The following is an 18,545-nucleotide window of genomic DNA, read 5'->3' on the forward strand; positions in this document are numbered from 1 at the left end:
TAAACTTACGTAACAGACAAAAATTTAGCTAATTTATGCCGTTTATACTCGACATAAACAAAATAAATACCCTATTTTACTCTGTCACGCCACTCTCAATCTCGTTGGCAACGCTCTTAATCAGACGCCGTATCCACTGATGATCAGGGTTACTTTGGACTATTGGACTCCATGCCATCTTCACTTCAAACGGCTCAATCGCAAATGGCGCTGGCTTAATGAGCAACCTAGGATTATTGCGTTGCAACTGAGCGGCTTTGGTCGGAATGGTAAGAATCAAGTTCTTCTGCTGAGCAAATAAAATGGCCGATAAGTAGTGACGGGTGAACACCGTAATGTTGCGGGTTTTGCCAATCTTCATTAATGCGTCATCGATCCAGCCGAGTTTTCGCGACTGATTAGGGTTAATCCCCACGCCCGTCCCCATCCCTGTTTTACTGACCCAAATATGCTGCGCCTGAAGATAGGAAGACAGATCGAACTTATCTGCGATGGGGTTATCACAGCGGAAAAGACACGAGAAGCCGTCGTGCCATAAGCTCATCTGGTGAAATGACTGCGGAATGTCATCGAATCGGTTGATGATAATATCAACGTTCCCTTGCTCTACATCTTGATAACTAACGTCACTGGGCGTCAAGATGTCCAAGCGGATCTTGGGCGCTATCTCATTTAAGCGTTTTAGTAGTGGCTGAATCAATGTCGATTCCGCATAGTCACTCGCCATAATTCTAAACAATCGCTCACTGTCTTCCGCGTTGAACTCAGTGCTTGGTTGAAGTGCCTTTTCTACGTTAGCTAATATATTTCGAATCGTGGGCTGAAGCTTGATCGCCCGCTCTGTCGGCACCATTCCTTCACTCGTTCTGACCAGCAACGGGTCTTCAAACAGATCACGCAATCGACGCAATCCATTACTCATCGCAGGTTGAGTAATGCCCAGTTGATTGGCCGCTTTAGTGACATTGCGTTCTCGCAACAACATATCTAAATACACTAGTAAATTAAGGTCTACTCGAGCAATATTCATAAAAAAAATACCGAATATAATAACTATAAATTAACAAAATCATCACACATATGGCTATTATTTGTCCACAACAAAAAGAAAACGGTTCATCCAATTTGGAGCATGAAGTACCTGATAGATGACCCGCAATTTAACCAATACGATCCAACGTGAAACTAAGGAACAGTTATGTCGCAAATTACTCAAGATATTGAGAAGATCGAAATTGCAAAACGCGCTGCTGGTGCTCCATGGGATGCCATTGATGCTGAATCTGCGGCTCGCATGCGTGCTCAAAACAAATTCAAAACAGGTCTAGATATCGCGCAATACACTGCAGATATCATGCGTGCTGATATGGCTGCCTATGACAAAGACAGCGCTAACTACACGCAATCTTTAGGTTGCTGGCATGGTTTCATCGGCCAACAAAAAATGATTTCGATTAAGAAGCATTTTGGTGGCAACACAGATCGCCGTTACCTATACCTTTCAGGTTGGATGGTTGCTGCACTTCGCTCTGACTTCGGCCCTCTGCCTGATCAGTCAATGCATGAGAAAACCTCAGTACCTGCGCTAATTGAAGAACTTTACACCTTCCTTCGCCAAGCAGATGCACGTGAACTAGGTGGACTGTTCCGCCAACTCGATGCAGCACGCGAAGCGGGTGACGTAGCGCTTCAAGAGCAAATTCAAGATCAAATCGATAACCATCAAACGCACGTTGTGCCAATTGTTGCCGATATTGATGCAGGTTTTGGTAACGCAGAAGCCACTTACCTGCTGGCGAAGAAAATGATTGAAGCGGGCGCTTGTTGTCTACAGATCGAAAACCAAGTAGCCGATGAAAAACAGTGTGGCCACCAAGACGGTAAAGTAACCGTACCGCACGCTGATTTCCACGCCAAGCTACGCGCACTGCGTTATGCATTCCTAGAGCTAGGTATCGACAACGGTATCATCGTTGCGCGTACTGACTCACAAGGCGCAGGTCTAACCAAAGAAATCGCCGTAGTGAAAGAGCCAGGTGACCAAGGTGATATCTACAACTCTTACTTAGACGTTGAAGAGATCGATGTGGCTGACATGAAGCAAGGCGACGTGTGTTTCAACCGCGACGGCAAACTGGTACGTCCTAAGCGTCTACCTTCAGGTCTGTATCAATTCCGTGAAGGTACTGGTGAAGAACGCTGTGTATTTGACTGTATTGAAGCCATTAATGCAGGTGCTGACCTACTATGGATTGAGACCGAGAAGCCACACATTGGTCAAATTAAAGAGATGATGGATGGCGTACGCAAAGTTCACCCGAACGCGAAACTGGTTTACAACAACTCACCATCTTTCAACTGGACACTCAACTTCCGTCAGCAAGCTTATGACGCAATGGTTGAAGCAGGTGAAGATGTATCGGCATACGACCGCGCGAACCTAATGAGTGCTGAGTATGATGAGACTGAACTAGCGAAGCGCGCTGATGACAAAATCCGCACCTTCCAAGCAGACGCAGCACGTGAAGCGGGTATCTTCCACCACCTAATCACGCTACCAACGTACCATACTGCTGCACTGTCTACCGACAACTTAGCGAAAGAGTACTTCGGTGAACAAGGCATGCTGGGCTACGTTAAGAACGTTCAACGCCAAGAAATCCGCCAAGGTATCGCGTGTGTTAAACACCAGAACATGTCAGGTTCAGACATCGGTGATGACCACAAAGAGTACTTCGCAGGTGAAAACGCTCTTAAAGCGGCTGGTGAGCTAAACACTTCTCATCAGTTCGACTAAGAGACCCTAGCCTCTAGAGAGTGAGATTGCGACCCAAGACGCAGTCTCGCTCTCTACTTCTTTTAGACTGACCATATTGATGTTTGTTGAGGATGCCTATGACTTCTGTTCCTACCTATCTACAAGATGCGACCGAATTACTTTCTAAAGATGGCTTTGCAATCGGTGATGTTTGGTATCACGGCACTTCCTCTGCACTGCTCTCTTCTATTCAAGGCCAAGGGCTCAAACGCTCTGGCGACAAAGCCCTCAATCAAGTAGCCCAAAGTACCATGGCGACCATCGGCAATCACTATAGCGAATCTATCGAGCCGGTATTTTTAACCCAAAGTAAACAGCTCGCCTACTACTGGGCACAGCAGACCGTTCGAGAGCGCAGTGTTCGTTTTGACGGGAACGAAGAGCCGATTGTTTTGGCGGTGAACTTATCTGAGCAGCAGCGTGACAAAGTGAAACCCGATGTCGGTGCAATGAGCTTATTGATGATGAGTGTTGGTGAACAGTTTATGGCACATTTGGCTAAGATTTATCAAGATTGCAACCTCGATGGCCCCGATATTGACCTTCGCAGTGCCGATAGAATGGACTACCTTAACAAATTGGGCATGGCTTATATCGACCAAGACATTAGCCGCGCCTGCGTCGATGTTGTCTCTGAAGACTAATACCGAATTCCTAACCAGCACAGCGCCCCTCCCCCTTCGATAGTCGCACTCAAATAAGAATAGTCACCGGCTTAATAGACTTTAGCGAGCTAGATTTTGACCAAACCCAGCTTATCCGAACTGCATGGCTTAGCACACCAACCCTAAGCCATTTCTGTCCAACGATGTTTCGACTCAAGTGCTATGGGATAAAAGTTTTTTGGCATGGCATTTCAATTACTGTAAATTAAATTACTGTAATTTTTTTTACAGTAATTTAATTTACACTAAAGACCTCATGCTCTATTCTATTGCTAATACGTGAAAGCAAAAGTAGAAAGCAATGAAAAAATTTTATAACCGTCAGAAGGAATTAAAAGCTCTACAAATGGTTTCTGGGCAGATAGTAGAAACAAAGGGGCAACTTAGCGTAATGGTTGGGAGAAGACGTGTAGGTAAAACCCGTCTTTTAAACGAAGCTTTTCACCAAGAAAAGACCAAATTCCTTTACCTTTTCATAAGTCGAAAGAGTGAAAGCTCCTTAGTGGCTGAATTCTCAGAAATCATCAATAGTGAGCTCGGTATTAAGTTTTTCCAGCCCCAATCACTGCGAGATATCATTGAGTTCTTGTTGGATTATACAAAGCAAAAACCTCTGACAATCATCATTGACGAATTTCAAGATATCGATATCGTCAACCCTGCTCTATTCTCCGATATTCAAAATTTATGGGATGCAAACAAGAGAGACTCGATGATGCACCTAGTGTGCAGTGGCTCCCTCTACAGCATGATGACGAAGATTTTCAAAGGCAAAGACGAACCTCTATTCAATCGCGATGATAGATTCTTTAAAATTCAACCTTTGCAGCCCTCTTATCTTGCAGAGGTAATGAAAGATCACGATCAATTTGATGCTGAAAACATGCTTCGATGGTGGTGCCTATCTGGCGGGATACCAAAATACCTTGAGTGGTTAACCCGATTTTCTGCTGAGAACGATGACCTGTTTGAGGCGGTAATCTCCGAATTTTCACCACTAATAAAAGAAGGAACTCATCGACTCGTTGAAGATTTTGGCTCAGAACATCGAATTTACTTCGATATTCTTGGTGCTATATCAAAAGGCAATACAAGCCGTGCTCGAATTGAAAACTTCTTAGATATGAGTGTCGGTGTTCATCTGGAAAAGCTTGATGAAGTTTTTGATGTTATTACCAAGAAGCGCCCGATTAGTTCTAAAGAGAACTCACGAGATATTCGTTACTCCATTTCCGATCCGTTTCTAAACTTCTGGTTTCGATTCATCCATGCCAACAAAAGTGCTGTTGAGATGGAGAACTACGAATACATCCGAAGATATATTGAGCGAGACTTTACCGTTTACTCTGGTCTGGAATTAGAGAGCCTGTTCGTCGCGATATTGGTTGAATCAAAGCAATTTGGCAAGATTGGTGGATACTGGGATGCAAAAGGTCACAATGAGATCGATATAGTGGCTATTAATGACTTAGATAAGAAAATACTCATTGCCGAAGTAAAGAGACAGCAAAAACGTTACAGTGAGGCAAAATTAATAGAGAAATCCCACTGCCTTTTGAAAAAGTTAAATCTAAGAGGTTATGACATTGAATATCGTGGATTTTCATTGGATAACTTAGTTGAAACAATGAAAGAGTATCAAGCGTAATCAACACCTATGTGCTTGCGAACTCTTTCGCTGTACTCTCGCGATGAACATAAGATCACAAAGGCATTACGATTGACGATTTCACCGACATTGTGATGCGCACCACTAGTATTTGACACTGAGTTAAGTGATTTCCCATACAAAAGCCCCGCTAAGGCTAGCAGGGCTAAAAACTTTCATTGATAAACATTGATTTATTATAAAGCGAAGCTAAAACCTAGGTTATAGTCATCGCCATTTTTTGCAGTGAACTCTTTCTCTTCACTGCATGCGATAGAGTTCCCTTGTCTGTCACTGCGAATTAGGCTCAACCAGTGACGAACGCCTGAAGCGTAGCACTTCTCTGTTTGGCTGAATGTCGTGCAGGTTTCTAATTGGATATCTTTAATATCAACAAGCTCTAGGTTTCCGGTTCCTTTGCGCTTGCCTATTGTTACTTCTACATGGGTGCCGCTCTCATCACGAAATAGAATCGCTTGTGGTGCACATTTTTCACCCGCGTAAGCGACAAAATGCTTGGCTCTTTTTAGCCCAACATGCTCACCATTTTTGAAGTAAGCTTGTACGTGGCGATAATCAATTTCGTAGCTTACAACATCTTCATGCGAGCCGCGTTCTAGCGGGAACAGCGTATCAAGCAGCTGTTTTGCCATCTTCTGTTTTTCTAACTGCTCATCCGCTTTTACCATTTCCACGGCAAAGACAGCTTCAGCGATAAAGGTAGATTGGTTTTTATGTATTTCAGTTTTATCGATTGTCAGCATGTTCATAGTCTTTCCCTCTGCGGCATTGGCGTCTTGTTAGAGTCACTTTCCTAAACGATTATTTAAATTTGTTGACGAGTTGTTCTGTGTATGACAGTTAGATTAATCAATTATTCACAACAATTTCACAAAAGAAATTTCACAATGTGAATTTTACAAAACCACCCTGTCAAAAAACGCTGATCGTTTCCCTCTCTGTTAGACAAAAAATGACACAATCTCAGCCAATTTATCTCGCAAATCAATGTTCTGATATCATTTCTACCGATAGTATGAATCACTAATCCTTAACAATCTCATCGCCTAAACCTGGTGCTTTTCTCCATCTTCTTGCCAAGTGTAAGATTTACTTTACTTGGCTTCATACCGTGAATTAAGCGAATTTTAACATTTTGGTTACACTTACCTTTAAGGGTGATGGCTGAAATGGTTCTCTGATTAAAGGGGAATTTGTAGTGTAAAACTGCAATACCGAAGTAAACCACAGCAGGTTGTTTTAGCTTTCAATAACAAGATGTATGGAATTTAAATATCTATCTTGGCTTATAGAGATCGAAACATGGTCAATAAGTCATGTTTTGTCTCTCAATGGTGCGATCCACTAAAGAGGGGCAATAGAGGAGATTTTTATGAATGCGCAATCATTGCCTATGATCCGTTTTATCAATCATTTAGGGGAAACGGTACAGCAACTACCTTCATGGGCAGATAATGAAACCCTGGTAACATTTTATAGGGACATGGTACTCAGCCGCACTTATGACAATAAAGCGGTTGCACTTCAACGTACAGGTAAGCTTGGTACATACCCATCTCATTTAGGTGCGGAAGCTTTTGGTATTGGGATTGGCCATGCATTGCATGCAAGCGATGTGTTGATTCCCTACTATCGTGACATGCCTGCAATGTGGGTGCGTGGTATTCCGATGGAGAAGAATTTGCAATATTGGGGCGGCGATGAACGAGGCAGTGATTTTTCGCCTGCTGAAGGCATTGAGTGTCACGATTTACCGTTCTGTGTTCCTATTGCGACACAATGTACCCACGCAGTTGGCGTGGCCGCCGCTTTAAAAATGGAAGGACGTCATAAAGCGGCGTTAGTCACATGTGGTGATGGTGCCACATCGAAAGGCGATTTTCTCGAAGCGATAAACTGCGCCGGAGCGTGGAATGTGCCTTTAGTTTTCGTTATCAACAACAACCAATGGGCGATCTCTGTTCCTCGTGCTTTGCAATGCGCTGCGGATTTTCTATCAGAAAAAGCGAAAGGTGCGGGTATTAGAGGCATGACGGTGGATGGCAACGATGCGGTTGCTGTGCATGATTGTGTCTTAGCGGCATTGGATAAGGCGCGCAAAGGCAAAGGCCCAACCCTTATAGAAGCGGTCAGCTATCGTTTGAGTGACCACACCACCGCTGATGACGCAAGCCGTTATCGTAGTGAAGAAGAGTTAAATCGCGCTTGGCAATATGAGCCTATACAGCGGCTAAAAACGTACCTTATCAATATCAACGCTTGGTCTGAAGAACAGGAACAAGCGTGGTTACAAGAGTGCAAACACATGGTCGAATCGGCCGTCGAGAATTACACCAACCTTGTCCCACAAGCGCCCGAGAGCGCATTTGATTATTTGTATGAATCCGCGCCGACAGAGCTCAATGCGCAACGCGATGAATTCATTCACAAAGTGATGCGAATGCAAGGAGGTCATCATGGCTGAAATGACTCTCGTTGAGGCGGTCAATCTTGCGCTTCACCACGAAATGGCCCATGACCAGAGCGTCATTGTTCTGGGCGAGGATGTCGGCGATAACGGCGGCGTTTTCCGTGCAACGGTCGGCCTAAAAGAAAAGTTTGGCCTGCGCAGAGTAATCGACACTCCCCTCGCAGAAGCGTTGATTGGGGGTATTACCGTGGGCATGGCAACACAAGGACTAAGACCTGTCGCCGAATTTCAATTCCAAGGGTTTGTATTCCCTGCTTTAGAACATGTGATGTGTCACGCGGCACGAATGAGAAACCGAACCCGAGGTCGTCTGACTTGCCCTGCCGTCTTTCGAGCCCCCTTTGGCGGCGGTATTCACGCGCCAGAGCATCATTCAGAAAGTGTCGAAGCCCTATTTGCTCACATACCCGGTTTGAAAGTGGTGATCCCATCGTCACCTCAACGGGCATATGGTCTACTGCTCGCCTCTATTCGTAGCAATGATCCCATCATGTTCTTCGAGCCAAAACGTATATACCGCACGGTCAAATCTAATGTTATTGATAATGGTGAAGCACTGCCACTTGATACCTGCTTTACTCTACGTAAAGGACGAGATATTACCCTTGTTACATGGGGTGCGTGTGTCGTTGAGTCACTACAAGCAGCTAACGAACTATCAAGCCAAGGGATTTCGGTAGAAGTCATCGATCTAGCATCAATTAAACCCATTGATATGAACACCATTATTAAGTCTTTGGAGAAAACCGGAAGGCTACTCGTGGTGCATGAAGCCAGCCGCACTTGTGGGGTCGGCGCAGAAATTTTGGCGAGAGTGTCAGAAAGCGCAATGTGTATACTTAAAGCACCACCAAAGCGTGTCACAGGGATGGATACCATAATGCCTTATTACCGTAATGAAGATTACTTCATGATTCAGGAACAAGACATCATACAAGCTGCGCGAGAGCTGGTGGAGGGATGGAAATGAAACGTTTTTTATTGCCTGACCTTGGAGAAGGGTTAGCAGAATCAGAGATTGTCGAGTGGCACGTTCAAGTCGGCGATCAAGTCGAGTTAGACCAAGTTGTACTCACCGTCGAAACCGCTAAAGCCGTTGTCGAAGTCCCCTCGCCTTGCAGCGGTAAAGTCATCAGTCGCCACGGTGAAGAAGGCGATGTCGTCAACATCGGCGCATTGCTGCTCGAAATTGAAGAGGTGAACGAAAACGCCTCTGCCAGTTCAAACCAAGCGGAACCGATGAAACAAAACGCCGATGCTGCGACTGTAGTCGGGAATGTATCGCACCAGACTCACCAAGTGAATGTGGATGACTTTTGGATTGGTGGCGCGAATAACCACATGGAGCAATCTCCAGTTACCGCCATGCCATCGGCTCGCCTTCTGGCTAAGAAACTTGGGGTGAATTTGGACAAAGTAGACGGGACTGGCCCGAATGGATTGATTATCGACAACGATATTTACCATGAAGCTGGCCGACAGCAACCGGGCACAGAGTTACTCAAAGGTGCACGAAGAACCATGGCAGCGACCATGACGGAATCTCACCACGCTGTGGCCGCCGTTACCATTACTGAAGAAGCGAGTTTAGCCAACTGGAGTAGTGATGAAGACATTTCTGCCCGACTAATCAAAGCCGTCGTTTATGCCTGTAAACAAGAGCCCGCCCTGAACGCATGGTTCGATGCCGACACCATGACTCGCTGTGTACACAGAAACGTCAATATTGGTATCGCCGTCGATAGTGAACATGGCTTATATGTTCCTGTTTTAAAAAATGCGGATGACTTTTCAACCGAGGGTGTGCGTCGCTGGTTAGATGAAACCGTTGAAGGCATCCGAACCCGTAAAATAGGGCGAGAGCAACTCCAGAATGCCACGATCACACTGTCGAATTTTGGTGCCATTGCCGGCATCTATGCGACGCCCGTAGTGTCACCGCCTCAGGTCGCGATTGTGGGCGCAGGACGAATCATTGAAAAAGTGGTGATGAAAGACGGTCAACCTATCACAATCAAAGCAATGCCACTCTCTATTACCTTTGACCACAGAGCCTGCACTGGGGGCGAAGCGGCAAGATTCACCAAAAAACTCGTATGGCACTTAGAAAGCCGTTATCAGGTGTAAATATCCATTGCATCAATCAATAAGCAAGTGGGAATACGCAAGTGGGTCATGAACAATGGCCCACTTAATTTTTTGAAATGATCACTTTTGCCATTACACGTTATCGATGAGTTCCGGTAATAGAGCAAACAGATCCCCTACTAGCCCATAATCGGCAACATCAAAAATCGGCGCATCGGGATCGTTGTTGATTGCCACAATGACTTTTGACTCCTTCATCCCAGCGATATGTTGAATCGCGCCCGAAATGCCCACTGCAATATAAAGATCCGGTGCCACCACTTTGCCTGTCTGCCCTACCTGAAGATCATTGGAAACAAACCCGGCATCCACTGCCGCTCGCGATGCACCAATCGCTCCACCCAATTTATCTGCCAACTTTTCCACTAATGCAAAATTGTCTTTACTCCCCAGCCCTCTGCCTCCAGATACAACGACCTTAGCGGAGGTGAGCTCTGGCCGCTCCGTTTTTGTCATTTCCTGACTGACAAATTCTGTCGCAGAAGGAGCAGCATCAAATTGGAGCATTGTCACTGAAGCGGTGGGCTCATCTGACGGCTGCATTTTATCAAACGCCGTTTCACGTATCGTCATAATGATCACCTTGTCACTTGACGTCACCCGTGCGAGTGCATTGCCTGCGTATATTGGGCGAACAACCGTATCAGGCGCTTCAATTTTGGTGATATCAGACAGCTGACCCACATCGAGTAACGCAGATACTCTCGGCATCAAATCCTTACCGAAAGTGGTAGCCGCAGACAGAATATGCGAGTAGCCATGGCTTGCCTTTACCACAACAGGCGCCAAACACTCGCTTAAAGGGTGAGCGAAACATACATCGTCAGCGACCATAATTTGGTTCACGATAGGAAATCGACGTAACTGTTCCACAACGTTTTGGCATTGATTCCCCACTACCAATACATCAACAGGACAATTTTCGCACAGTGTCGATATCTGCTCGGCTGCCGTTAACACTGACAAAGTGCCCCCACTACATTGAACACCATCATGCTGGGAGATTACCAAAACTTTTGCTGTCGTAAGATGACTCATACATCCACTCCATTAACCGAGCGCCCTCAGCGCCAACTTCACTCACTAGTGTTGGGCTTAAGCACGTTAATTCCCGCTTAGTAAAGTTTAGGTTAACTGAACTATTATTTATTGAGACAAGGTGGACAACAGGTGAGATAAGGCATGGAAAGAGAAACAATGGAGTTTGACATTGTCGTTGTCGGCGCTGGCCCTGCTGGATTATCCGCTGCTTGTCGACTTGGTCAACTTAGTCGGTCGAATGGACTGGATCTCAATATTTGCGTGATTGAGAAAGGCGCACAAGTCGGCGCGCATATTTTATCCGGAGCCGTATTCGAGCCAAAAGCACTAGACGAGCTTTTCCCAGACTGGCAAGACGCCCCACCACCCATGACTCCTGTGAGTGACGAATCGCTCATTTACCTAACAACCAAACACAATCACTGTCGCGTTCCTAAACATCTTGCTCCTAAAACCCTGTTTGGCAAAAATCCCAATTACGTCATTAGCTTGGGGCAACTCTGCATTTGGTTAGCGGATCAAGCCGAGCAACTTGGCGTTGAGATCTTTCCCGGCTTTGCCGCAAAAAGCATCCATTACGACAATGAAGGCAACGTCTGTGGCATTGTGACGTCCGATTTAGGCCTTGATAAAGAAGGCAAACCAAAAAGCAGCTTTGAGCCAGGCATTATTCTCAAAGCCCGATATACCGTATTTGCAGAAGGGGCAAGAGGCCATTTAGGTTGCGAACTGATCAGTAAATTCAAACTGAACAAAGGTAAACAACCCCAACACTATGCGTTGGGCATTAAAGAGTTGTGGCAACTACCGGAAAACGATCCAAGACATAAACCCGGTACGGTTATCCACGGCTTGGGCTGGCCACTCAGTGAGAGCAACACCAATGGCGGGAGCTTTCTTTATCACCTCGACAACCACCAAATTGCGGTCGGTATTATTGTCGATCTCAATTACAGCAACCCCTACCTTGATCCCTTTGAAGAGTTTCAACGCCTAAAACACCACCCTGCTATGTCCAAATATTTAGAGGGCGGTGAGCGACTTTGTTTTGGTGCAAGAGCGTTAGCCAAAGGTGGATTGTTTTCACTCCCCAAACAGCAGTTTCCCGGCGGCTTATTAATCGGATGTGATGCAGGCACGCTAGACAACGCCAAAATTAAAGGGTGTCACACCGCTATGAAATCAGGTCTGATAGCGGCTGAAGCGATTGCCCTAGAATTCGCAAAAGACAATCCTGAGCTTGAAGTAAACTACCAAACGCATTTTGAGCAGTCCTGGCTGTATGACGAACTGAGTCGAGCCCGAAATTTCAACGGCGCCATTCACAAACACGGCCCTATTCTTGGTGGTGCACTTGCCATCATTGAACAGAACATTTGGCCATGTATCACACGTAAGCCTGTACCTTGGAACATCAAAGATCCACAAGCTGACTACGTGGCTTTGAAAGATAAGTACACTTGCACAAAAATTCACTACCCTAAGCCCGATAAAAAGCTGAGTTTTGATAGACCTTCATCGGTGTATTTATCCGGTACAAAACACGAAGAAAATCAGCCTAATCACTTACATATCTCCAGCTACAGGATTGCTATTGCTAACCATTTACCCATGTTTGATGAACCGAGCCAGCGGTATTGTCCGGCTGGTGTGTATGAAATTGTTGAGAAAGATGGCAACAAACAACTGCACATTAACCCCACTAACTGCCTTCACTGTAAAACGTGCGACATAAAAGACCCATCAAATAACATCACTTGGGTTCCCCCCGAAGGTGGTGGTGGGCCAGATTACAGAAACATGTAAGAACCTGATTTTCGTGGTTAAACGCTACGGTAAAAGTGCAATACACCATTTTGTTAATCTATCCGTCTTATAGCTTCGTTACCGGACGTCAAACCCTTATTAGCAAAGGGGTTGTACACAGTCTGTTAACAATTGGAAATATTTTTGTGTTCTGATTGAAAAAGAGATTCCAATCACACTTATATTGGTTATAATTCGCGCCCATTGCGTTTTCTGTTGATAAACGCAAACTTAATTTTAATGTATTGACTATTAACCACGCCTCTTCTTAGAGGAAAACTGGGAAAAAAAATGAGCAAGATTGATAAAGCTATGCGTATCCTGCTAGCGGGATTCTGTATCAACCTTTGTCTTGGCATCCTGTATGCTTGGAGTGTATTTAACAAGGCACTAGTCACTGAATCTGGCTGGAGTGCTGCTGAAGCATCTGCGCCTTACGCAACTGCAACTATCACCTTCTCTATCTGTCTTCTAGTTGCGGGTATCCTACAAGACCGTATGGGTCCTCGTATGATCCTTATCTTAGGTACGGTTCTTACTGGCCTTGGTATGATTGCCTCTGGTTTTGTCGATTCACCGCTTATGCTAAACATTACATTCGGTGTGATTACTGGTGCTGGTATCGGCTTTGGTTACGCGTGTCTGTCACCGTCTGCGATGAAATGGTTCCACTCGTCTAAAAAAGGCATGGTAAACGGTCTTATCGCCGCTGGCTTCGGTCTTGCCGCTATCTACCTTGCGCCACTGACTGCTGCTCTTATCGACAGCATGGGCATCCAAACTAGCTTCTTAGTACTTGGTGTAGGTATTTTGGCTATCGCAGTACCACTTGCAGCGACGATCAACAACCCACCAGCGGGCTACACGCCAGCAGAACCAAAAGTAAAAGCTGGCCAAGCACCAAAAGCGGTAAAGATTTCTGAAGATCTAAGCTGGAAAGCGATGCTGAAAACGCCTCAGTTCTACTCATTGTGGATCATGTACGCGTTTGCCGCTTCTGTTGGTCTTATGATCATCGGTAACATCACCACGATCGCAAGCGTTCAGGCTAGCCTGCCAAACGCGGTATACCTAGCATCTATCCTTGCAGTATTTAACTCAGGCGGTCGTGTTGCTGCGGGTATGCTTGCAGACAAGATTGGTGGCGTGCGCACTCTACTGTTAGCGTTCATACTACAAGGCGCAAACATGGCTCTGTTCGCAACGTTCGATACAGAATTCACGCTTATCATCGGTACAGCTATCGCAGCGGTTGGTTACGGTACGCTACTAGCGGTATTCCCAACACTAACAGCAGAATTCTACGGCCTGAAAAACTACGGTACTAACTACGGCGTTCTATACACGGCCTGGGGTATTGGTGGTGCTATCGGTGCCGCGGTTGTTGGCTTCTCTATGACAAACGGCGACGGCTACAACCTAGCGTACACGGTTTCAGCAGTTATGATGGCAGTGTGTATTACACTTGCAATCATCACTAAGCCAATTTCTGAAGCAAAAGTTGCGCAGCTTAAAAACGCTTAATCGATTGAATTAAGTACTGAAAGGCTTACTCTTATGGGTAAGCCTTTTTTGTATGTGTACAACATGGATAATCCCGTCACTCTCGCGCCCGATTACTATTTAGATAATTTTGTTAAACTGATTTCTCACGCTCAGCATTGGTACTCTGATCTACTCGAATGCAGCGAACATGAATGGATCACTCATTTTAATCAGTTAGATAGACCTTCTCAGTGCTTGTTGGTACGACTATACAGTCGCCGTGGGTGCTGGTTTCGTTCAGACAAAATAAACTACGCTGAAATCCCCGACATACCCTCTCGTCTAGATACATTGGTCAAATACGATTTTATCGCCATTAACCCGATACTTGATACCCATGGGCTTGCGTCTAGCTTGCTGACAAAACCAGAGCTATGTGCGCTATTTCCTCAGGTCAATAAGTCGCTTCGAAAAGAGCAATTCATCGCCTCGATACCAAATACGCCGTTTTCAGACTTCAACAAAATCGGCTTTGAGGTTATTCATCTCAAATCCGATTACATGATTGATTTGTTACTGACTCTGTTTTTTGCCAATACACATCAAGACTTAAGCCAGTTTGTATTGGATGAACTGGGGTTAAACCAGTTTGAGAAATATGAACTAAGCAAAGAACGTCGCTTCTTCAGTTCGCGTATTGAGATTGAGCAACTACTGAGTTTAAGTTCTCTCGCCGAAGAATATTCTTTGGCAGACAGACAATGCCTCTCGACATTAACTAGCCTCTCCGAACGTATTCCAGACCCAGTGCCACACGCCTATATTGAACGTAAGCGTCAGCACATGATTAATGACATTGCACGAGACTTTGAGCGATTAAGCGCGTACGACAAAGCTTTGGGTTTATTCAGGCAAACACAATTACCGCCGAGTCGAGAGCGTCAAGCACGAATTCTTGCTAAGCTTGACGAAGACAAACTCTTTAGTGACGTTGTCACGGGCATGCTAACCCAACCTGAAAATGCAGCAGAGTTAGAAGTCGCGACCAAACTGGAACAGAGAGTAAAGCGTAAACGTGGCTTGAAAGTTCCGCGCGCCTCAAAACCTAAATGTCATGAATGCCGGCTGGAACTCGATCTTTCACAACAACGCGTAGAATTGGCAGTAAAAGCGCATTTTGAAAAGAATGGCTGGAATGTGTTTTACGTTGAAAACCACTTCCTCAATGGTTTACTCGGCCTCGCGTTTTGGGAACTGTTTTTTGCTCCAGTCGAAGGCGCGTTTATCAATGCGTATCAATATAAGCCTTTAGATCTATACCACGCTGATTTCCTCAGTAAGCGTCAGAAGACGTATGACAAGGCCGTTGAAACGATATCGGCTCAGGGACTGCTCCATCTTAAGCAACGTTATGAAGAAAAATTGAACATCAGTAATCCTTTTATTCACTGGCCAAGCTTTGCGCCTGAACTGATTGATCATGCCGAAACCGCAATCCCTACCGACACCTTACTCTCTCTTTTTGAAGTGCAGTTCAGCGATCTCAAGCTCTACCGGAATGGAATGCCTGATTTAATCGCATTTAAAGATAATGAATACCGCTGGATAGAGGTCAAAGGCCCTGGCGATAAACTCCAAGACAATCAATGGCGCTGGATAAAAGAGTTCGATCGCCTTGGTGTCCCATTTTCTGTCTGTTATGTAAACCAATAGACTGGTCAATGAGGGTTTTCAGCGATTTTGAATGGTGTTTTATTTGCTAAACTCGTATTCTTCTGCTGCAATTTTCTGAACATAATCAATCAAATCAATATCCAGATGAAACTACAAAAACTTTTGTTACTGGTGATCGTAACACTGTTCGCTGGCTGTGCCACATACGCTGGGCTTAACTACAATCAACTCTTTGGAGAGGCGCAGGTTAGAGAGCGCCGCGTCCACATAGACTCATCACATGGCGATTTCTTCTTAAAGGAGGTAAAACCCATCATCGACAAGCGATGTGTGGTCTGTCACGCCTGTTATGATGCGCCATGTCAACTGAAACTCTCTTCGGTAGAAGGGATTGATCGAGGCGCAAGTACTCAGCTTGTCTACGAAGGAACTCGCCTGACGGCAGCGAAACCCACTCGCCTGTTTGAGGATGCAGAGACAACACAGCAGTGGCGTGACTTGGGCTTTCATCCTGTCCTTAACGAACGCTCCCAAAACGCGACAGCGAACATCGAAGCGGGCTTAATCGCCAGAATGTTGATGCAAAAAGAGTCGCACCCTCTTCCGCAACAAGATCAGCTAGAAGGATTTGATTTCGCGATTGATCGCAGTCAGGTTTGCCCGACTATTGAAGAATACAGTCAATACGAGAAAAAATACCCTACTTGGGGGATGCCTTACGGAATGCCAAACCTAGATGGCAAAGAGTACTCCACCTTAATCAATTGGCTGAATGACGGCGCTCTCATGAACGATCCCGTGCCACTTACCCAGAAGCAGCAAGATTTGGTCGAGACGTATGAAAAGTTACTCAACAAAGACTCGTTGAAAGTCCAATTAGCCGCACGTTATATCTACGAACATCTGTTCTTATCACACCTATATTTTTCAGATCTGAATGAACGCCAGCCACGCTTTTTTAGTCTGGTACGCTCTGCAACACCGCCAGGACTGCCTGTTAAACGTATTGCCACCCGTCGCCCTTACGATGATCCGGGAGTTGATCGCGTGTACTACCGCTTGATTCCTGAACAAGGCACCATCGTCGATAAAACTCATATGCCTTTTGCACTCAACAAGCAGCGTATTACTAACTGGAAGCAGTGGTTTATTGACGCGCCATACACCGTATCTCAACTGCCGGGTTATGCGCCTGAAATCGCAGCTAACCCAATGACCGCCTTTATCGACATGCCAGTAAAAGCGCGCTTTAAGTTTATGCTCGACAACTCACAGAACACGATTAACGCCTTTATCAAAGGGCCAGTTTGCCGTGGTCAGCTCGCACTTAATGTCATCAATGACCGTTTTTGGGTGTTCTTCATTGACCCTGAAAAATCGGATATCCCTGAGATCAACGAGTTTTATCGCTCTCAAGCGAACAACCTGAAACTGCCAAGCGAACTGGAAAGCAACACCCTACCGATGACCAACTGGGTCGCGTATTCCAGACAGCAGGCCAAATATTTAGAAGAGAAGTCTGAGTTTGTTAACCGCTGGTTTAAAGACGGTCGTTACCTAACCACCGATGTGATTTGGACAGGTGACGGTCACAACCCCAATGCTGCGCTAACTGTATTTAGACACTTTGACAGCGCCACTGTTGTCCAAGGTTTGGTCGGCGAGCCACCAAAAACAGCATGGATTATGGATTATGCGTTGATTGAGCGTATCCATTACCTTCTTGTGGCTGGCTTCGATGTCTACGGCAATTTTGGCCACCAGCTGATCACTCGCATGTTTATGGACTTTCTAAGACTTGAAGGGGAAAGTAACTTTGTTGCCCTGCTCCCACTCAACATTCGACATCAAGAACAATCTAGTTGGTATCGTGAACAAAGCCCGCAGCTGAGTGACTTTTTACAGCGTAACGTTAATCCGTTTAACCAACCGACGAACGTTCCGTATTACACGGACGATCCAAAATCAGAGCTCTATGCGAAGTTAAAAACACTGCTGGCTCCCGTGCTGAGTAACCGATATGACATTGAGCAAACTGGTTTTTCTTCAAAAAACGAAAATCTTCTTCGCTCAATAAACACGATCAAAGGCAAAGGGTTAGCGTACTTACCTCAAATTACGATGCTTATGATTGAGTCTAATTCTGGTCAAAAACAGCTTTTTACCTTGTTGCAGAATAGCGCACATACCAACATCTCGAGCTTATTTGACGAAGAAAGCAATCGAGATCCAGAAAATGACGATTTAACACTGGTTCGCGGAGTGCTTGGTAGTTACCCAGCGGCTTACCTTTCTTTGAAGGAGTCTCAGATCCCGCAACTGGTTGAGATGATTAAAAATGTGTATACGGAAGAAGATTACGTCAAATTGCTTGATGCGTTTGCGATTCGTCGCAGCTCGAGTGAGTTTTGGCCGTTTAGCGATCAGGTTCATCAGTGGTACAAACAGTCATATCCTATCGAATTTGGATTGCTGGACTATAATCGTTTTGAGAATAGGTAGAACTGTTTAACCGCGCTTGCTCATATTAAGGAGGTTTACGATGGGAATTCAAGACAGCATTCGTTTACTGGAGCAGCAAATCTATGTTGCATGTTCAGAAGGCGATTATGACACCGTTCAAATGCTAGAGCATCAGCTAGAGAGGTTAAGAACCAAAGCCGAACATCCATTTGATGAAGACCCATATGCTCCTGAAGGAAAATTCTTCCCTGAAGACGAGTGGTACTAAAGAAAACGCCCCACAATATCCTGCGGGGCGTTTTTCTA

The 18,545-nt window shown here is 45.4% G+C and carries 14 protein-coding genes; 11 read left to right on the forward strand and 3 right to left on the reverse strand.

Features of this window, described 5'->3' with window-relative positions; genetic code table 11:
- Positions 1 to 76: 76 nt before the first annotated feature.
- Positions 77 to 1,030, reverse strand: coding sequence for a LysR family transcriptional regulator (locus NP165_RS14015; protein ID WP_257086348.1), 954 nt, complete (start codon positions 1,028 to 1,030; stop codon positions 77 to 79).
- A 168-nt stretch (positions 1,031 to 1,198) separates the two neighbouring features.
- Between NP165_RS14015 and NP165_RS14020 the strand changes: the two genes are divergently transcribed.
- The 3 genes from NP165_RS14020 (at position 1,199) to NP165_RS14030 (ending at position 5,131) form a co-directional block, all read left to right on the forward strand.
- Positions 1,199 to 2,797 carry an isocitrate lyase gene (locus NP165_RS14020; RefSeq protein WP_257086349.1) on the forward strand — a complete coding sequence of 533 codons (1,599 nt, stop codon included), beginning with the start codon at positions 1,199 to 1,201 and terminating at the stop codon, positions 2,795 to 2,797.
- A 98-nt stretch (positions 2,798 to 2,895) separates the two neighbouring features.
- A complete protein-coding gene (locus tag NP165_RS14025) occupies positions 2,896 to 3,462 on the forward strand; it encodes a hypothetical protein (protein WP_257086351.1) in 567 nt (188 codons plus the stop codon).
- A gap of 322 nt (positions 3,463 to 3,784) precedes the next feature.
- Positions 3,785 to 5,131 carry an ATP-binding protein gene (locus NP165_RS14030; protein ID WP_257086352.1) on the forward strand — a complete coding sequence of 449 codons (1,347 nt, stop codon included), beginning with the start codon at positions 3,785 to 3,787 and terminating at the stop codon, positions 5,129 to 5,131.
- Positions 5,132 to 5,328: 197 nt separating this feature from the next.
- Here NP165_RS14030 and NP165_RS14035 read toward each other — a convergent pair whose 3' ends face one another.
- Positions 5,329 to 5,901 (reverse strand): aldolase/citrate lyase/malate synthase family protein, encoded by a 573-nt coding sequence (locus tag NP165_RS14035; protein ID WP_257086353.1) that lies wholly within the window; start codon positions 5,899 to 5,901, stop codon positions 5,329 to 5,331.
- 623 nt (positions 5,902 to 6,524) lie between these two features.
- Between NP165_RS14035 and pdhA the strand changes: the two genes are divergently transcribed.
- Genes pdhA through NP165_RS14050 form a run of 3 tightly spaced genes read left to right on the forward strand, consistent with a single transcriptional unit; the run spans position 6,525 to position 9,749 of the window.
- Positions 6,525 to 7,616 (forward strand): pyruvate dehydrogenase (acetyl-transferring) E1 component subunit alpha, encoded by a 1,092-nt coding sequence (gene pdhA / locus NP165_RS14040; protein ID WP_257086354.1) that lies wholly within the window; start codon positions 6,525 to 6,527, stop codon positions 7,614 to 7,616.
- Positions 7,609 to 8,592 carry an alpha-ketoacid dehydrogenase subunit beta gene (locus tag NP165_RS14045; RefSeq protein WP_257086355.1) on the forward strand — a complete coding sequence of 328 codons (984 nt, stop codon included), beginning with the start codon at positions 7,609 to 7,611 and terminating at the stop codon, positions 8,590 to 8,592. The genes pdhA and NP165_RS14045 overlap by 8 nt, the downstream gene beginning before the upstream one ends.
- Positions 8,589 to 9,749: a dihydrolipoamide acetyltransferase family protein gene (locus NP165_RS14050; protein ID WP_257086356.1), complete on the forward strand. Its 1,161-nt coding sequence runs from the start codon at positions 8,589 to 8,591 to the stop codon at positions 9,747 to 9,749. Before NP165_RS14045 ends, NP165_RS14050 begins: the two co-directional genes overlap by 4 nt.
- 93 nt (positions 9,750 to 9,842) lie before the next feature.
- Here the strand turns inward: NP165_RS14050 and NP165_RS14055 are convergent, their stop codons facing one another.
- Positions 9,843 to 10,808, reverse strand: coding sequence for an electron transfer flavoprotein subunit alpha/FixB family protein (locus NP165_RS14055; RefSeq protein WP_257086357.1), 966 nt, complete (start codon positions 10,806 to 10,808; stop codon positions 9,843 to 9,845).
- A 144-nt stretch (positions 10,809 to 10,952) separates the two neighbouring features.
- Between NP165_RS14055 and NP165_RS14060 the strand changes: the two genes are divergently transcribed.
- The 5 genes from NP165_RS14060 to NP165_RS14080 all read left to right on the forward strand — a co-directional run bounded on the left by NP165_RS14060 (position 10,953) and on the right by NP165_RS14080 (position 18,507).
- The gene (locus tag NP165_RS14060) at positions 10,953 to 12,617 is read left to right on the forward strand and encodes an electron transfer flavoprotein-ubiquinone oxidoreductase (RefSeq protein ID WP_257086358.1); all 1,665 of its coding nucleotides are present in this window, start codon (positions 10,953 to 10,955) and stop codon (positions 12,615 to 12,617) included.
- Between the two features lie 291 nt (positions 12,618 to 12,908).
- On the forward strand, positions 12,909 to 14,141 hold the full coding sequence (locus tag NP165_RS14065) for an L-lactate MFS transporter (RefSeq protein WP_257086359.1): 1,233 nt from the start codon (positions 12,909 to 12,911) through the stop codon (positions 14,139 to 14,141).
- A gap of 63 nt (positions 14,142 to 14,204) precedes the next feature.
- Complete coding sequence (locus NP165_RS14070; RefSeq protein WP_257086879.1) at positions 14,205 to 15,815, forward strand: VRR-NUC domain-containing protein; 1,611 nt, start codon at positions 14,205 to 14,207, stop codon at positions 15,813 to 15,815.
- 105 nt (positions 15,816 to 15,920) lie between these two features.
- Positions 15,921 to 18,278: a fatty acid cis/trans isomerase gene (locus tag NP165_RS14075; protein WP_257086360.1), complete on the forward strand. Its 2,358-nt coding sequence runs from the start codon at positions 15,921 to 15,923 to the stop codon at positions 18,276 to 18,278.
- A 40-nt stretch (positions 18,279 to 18,318) separates the two neighbouring features.
- Positions 18,319 to 18,507, forward strand: a complete 189-nt coding sequence (locus NP165_RS14080) for a hypothetical protein (RefSeq protein WP_257086361.1) — start codon at positions 18,319 to 18,321, stop codon at positions 18,505 to 18,507.
- Positions 18,508 to 18,545: the final 38 nt, after the last annotated feature.

The sequence above is a fragment of the Vibrio japonicus genome (genome assembly GCF_024582835.1).
Lineage (GTDB): Bacteria > Pseudomonadota > Gammaproteobacteria > Enterobacterales > Vibrionaceae > Vibrio > Vibrio japonicus.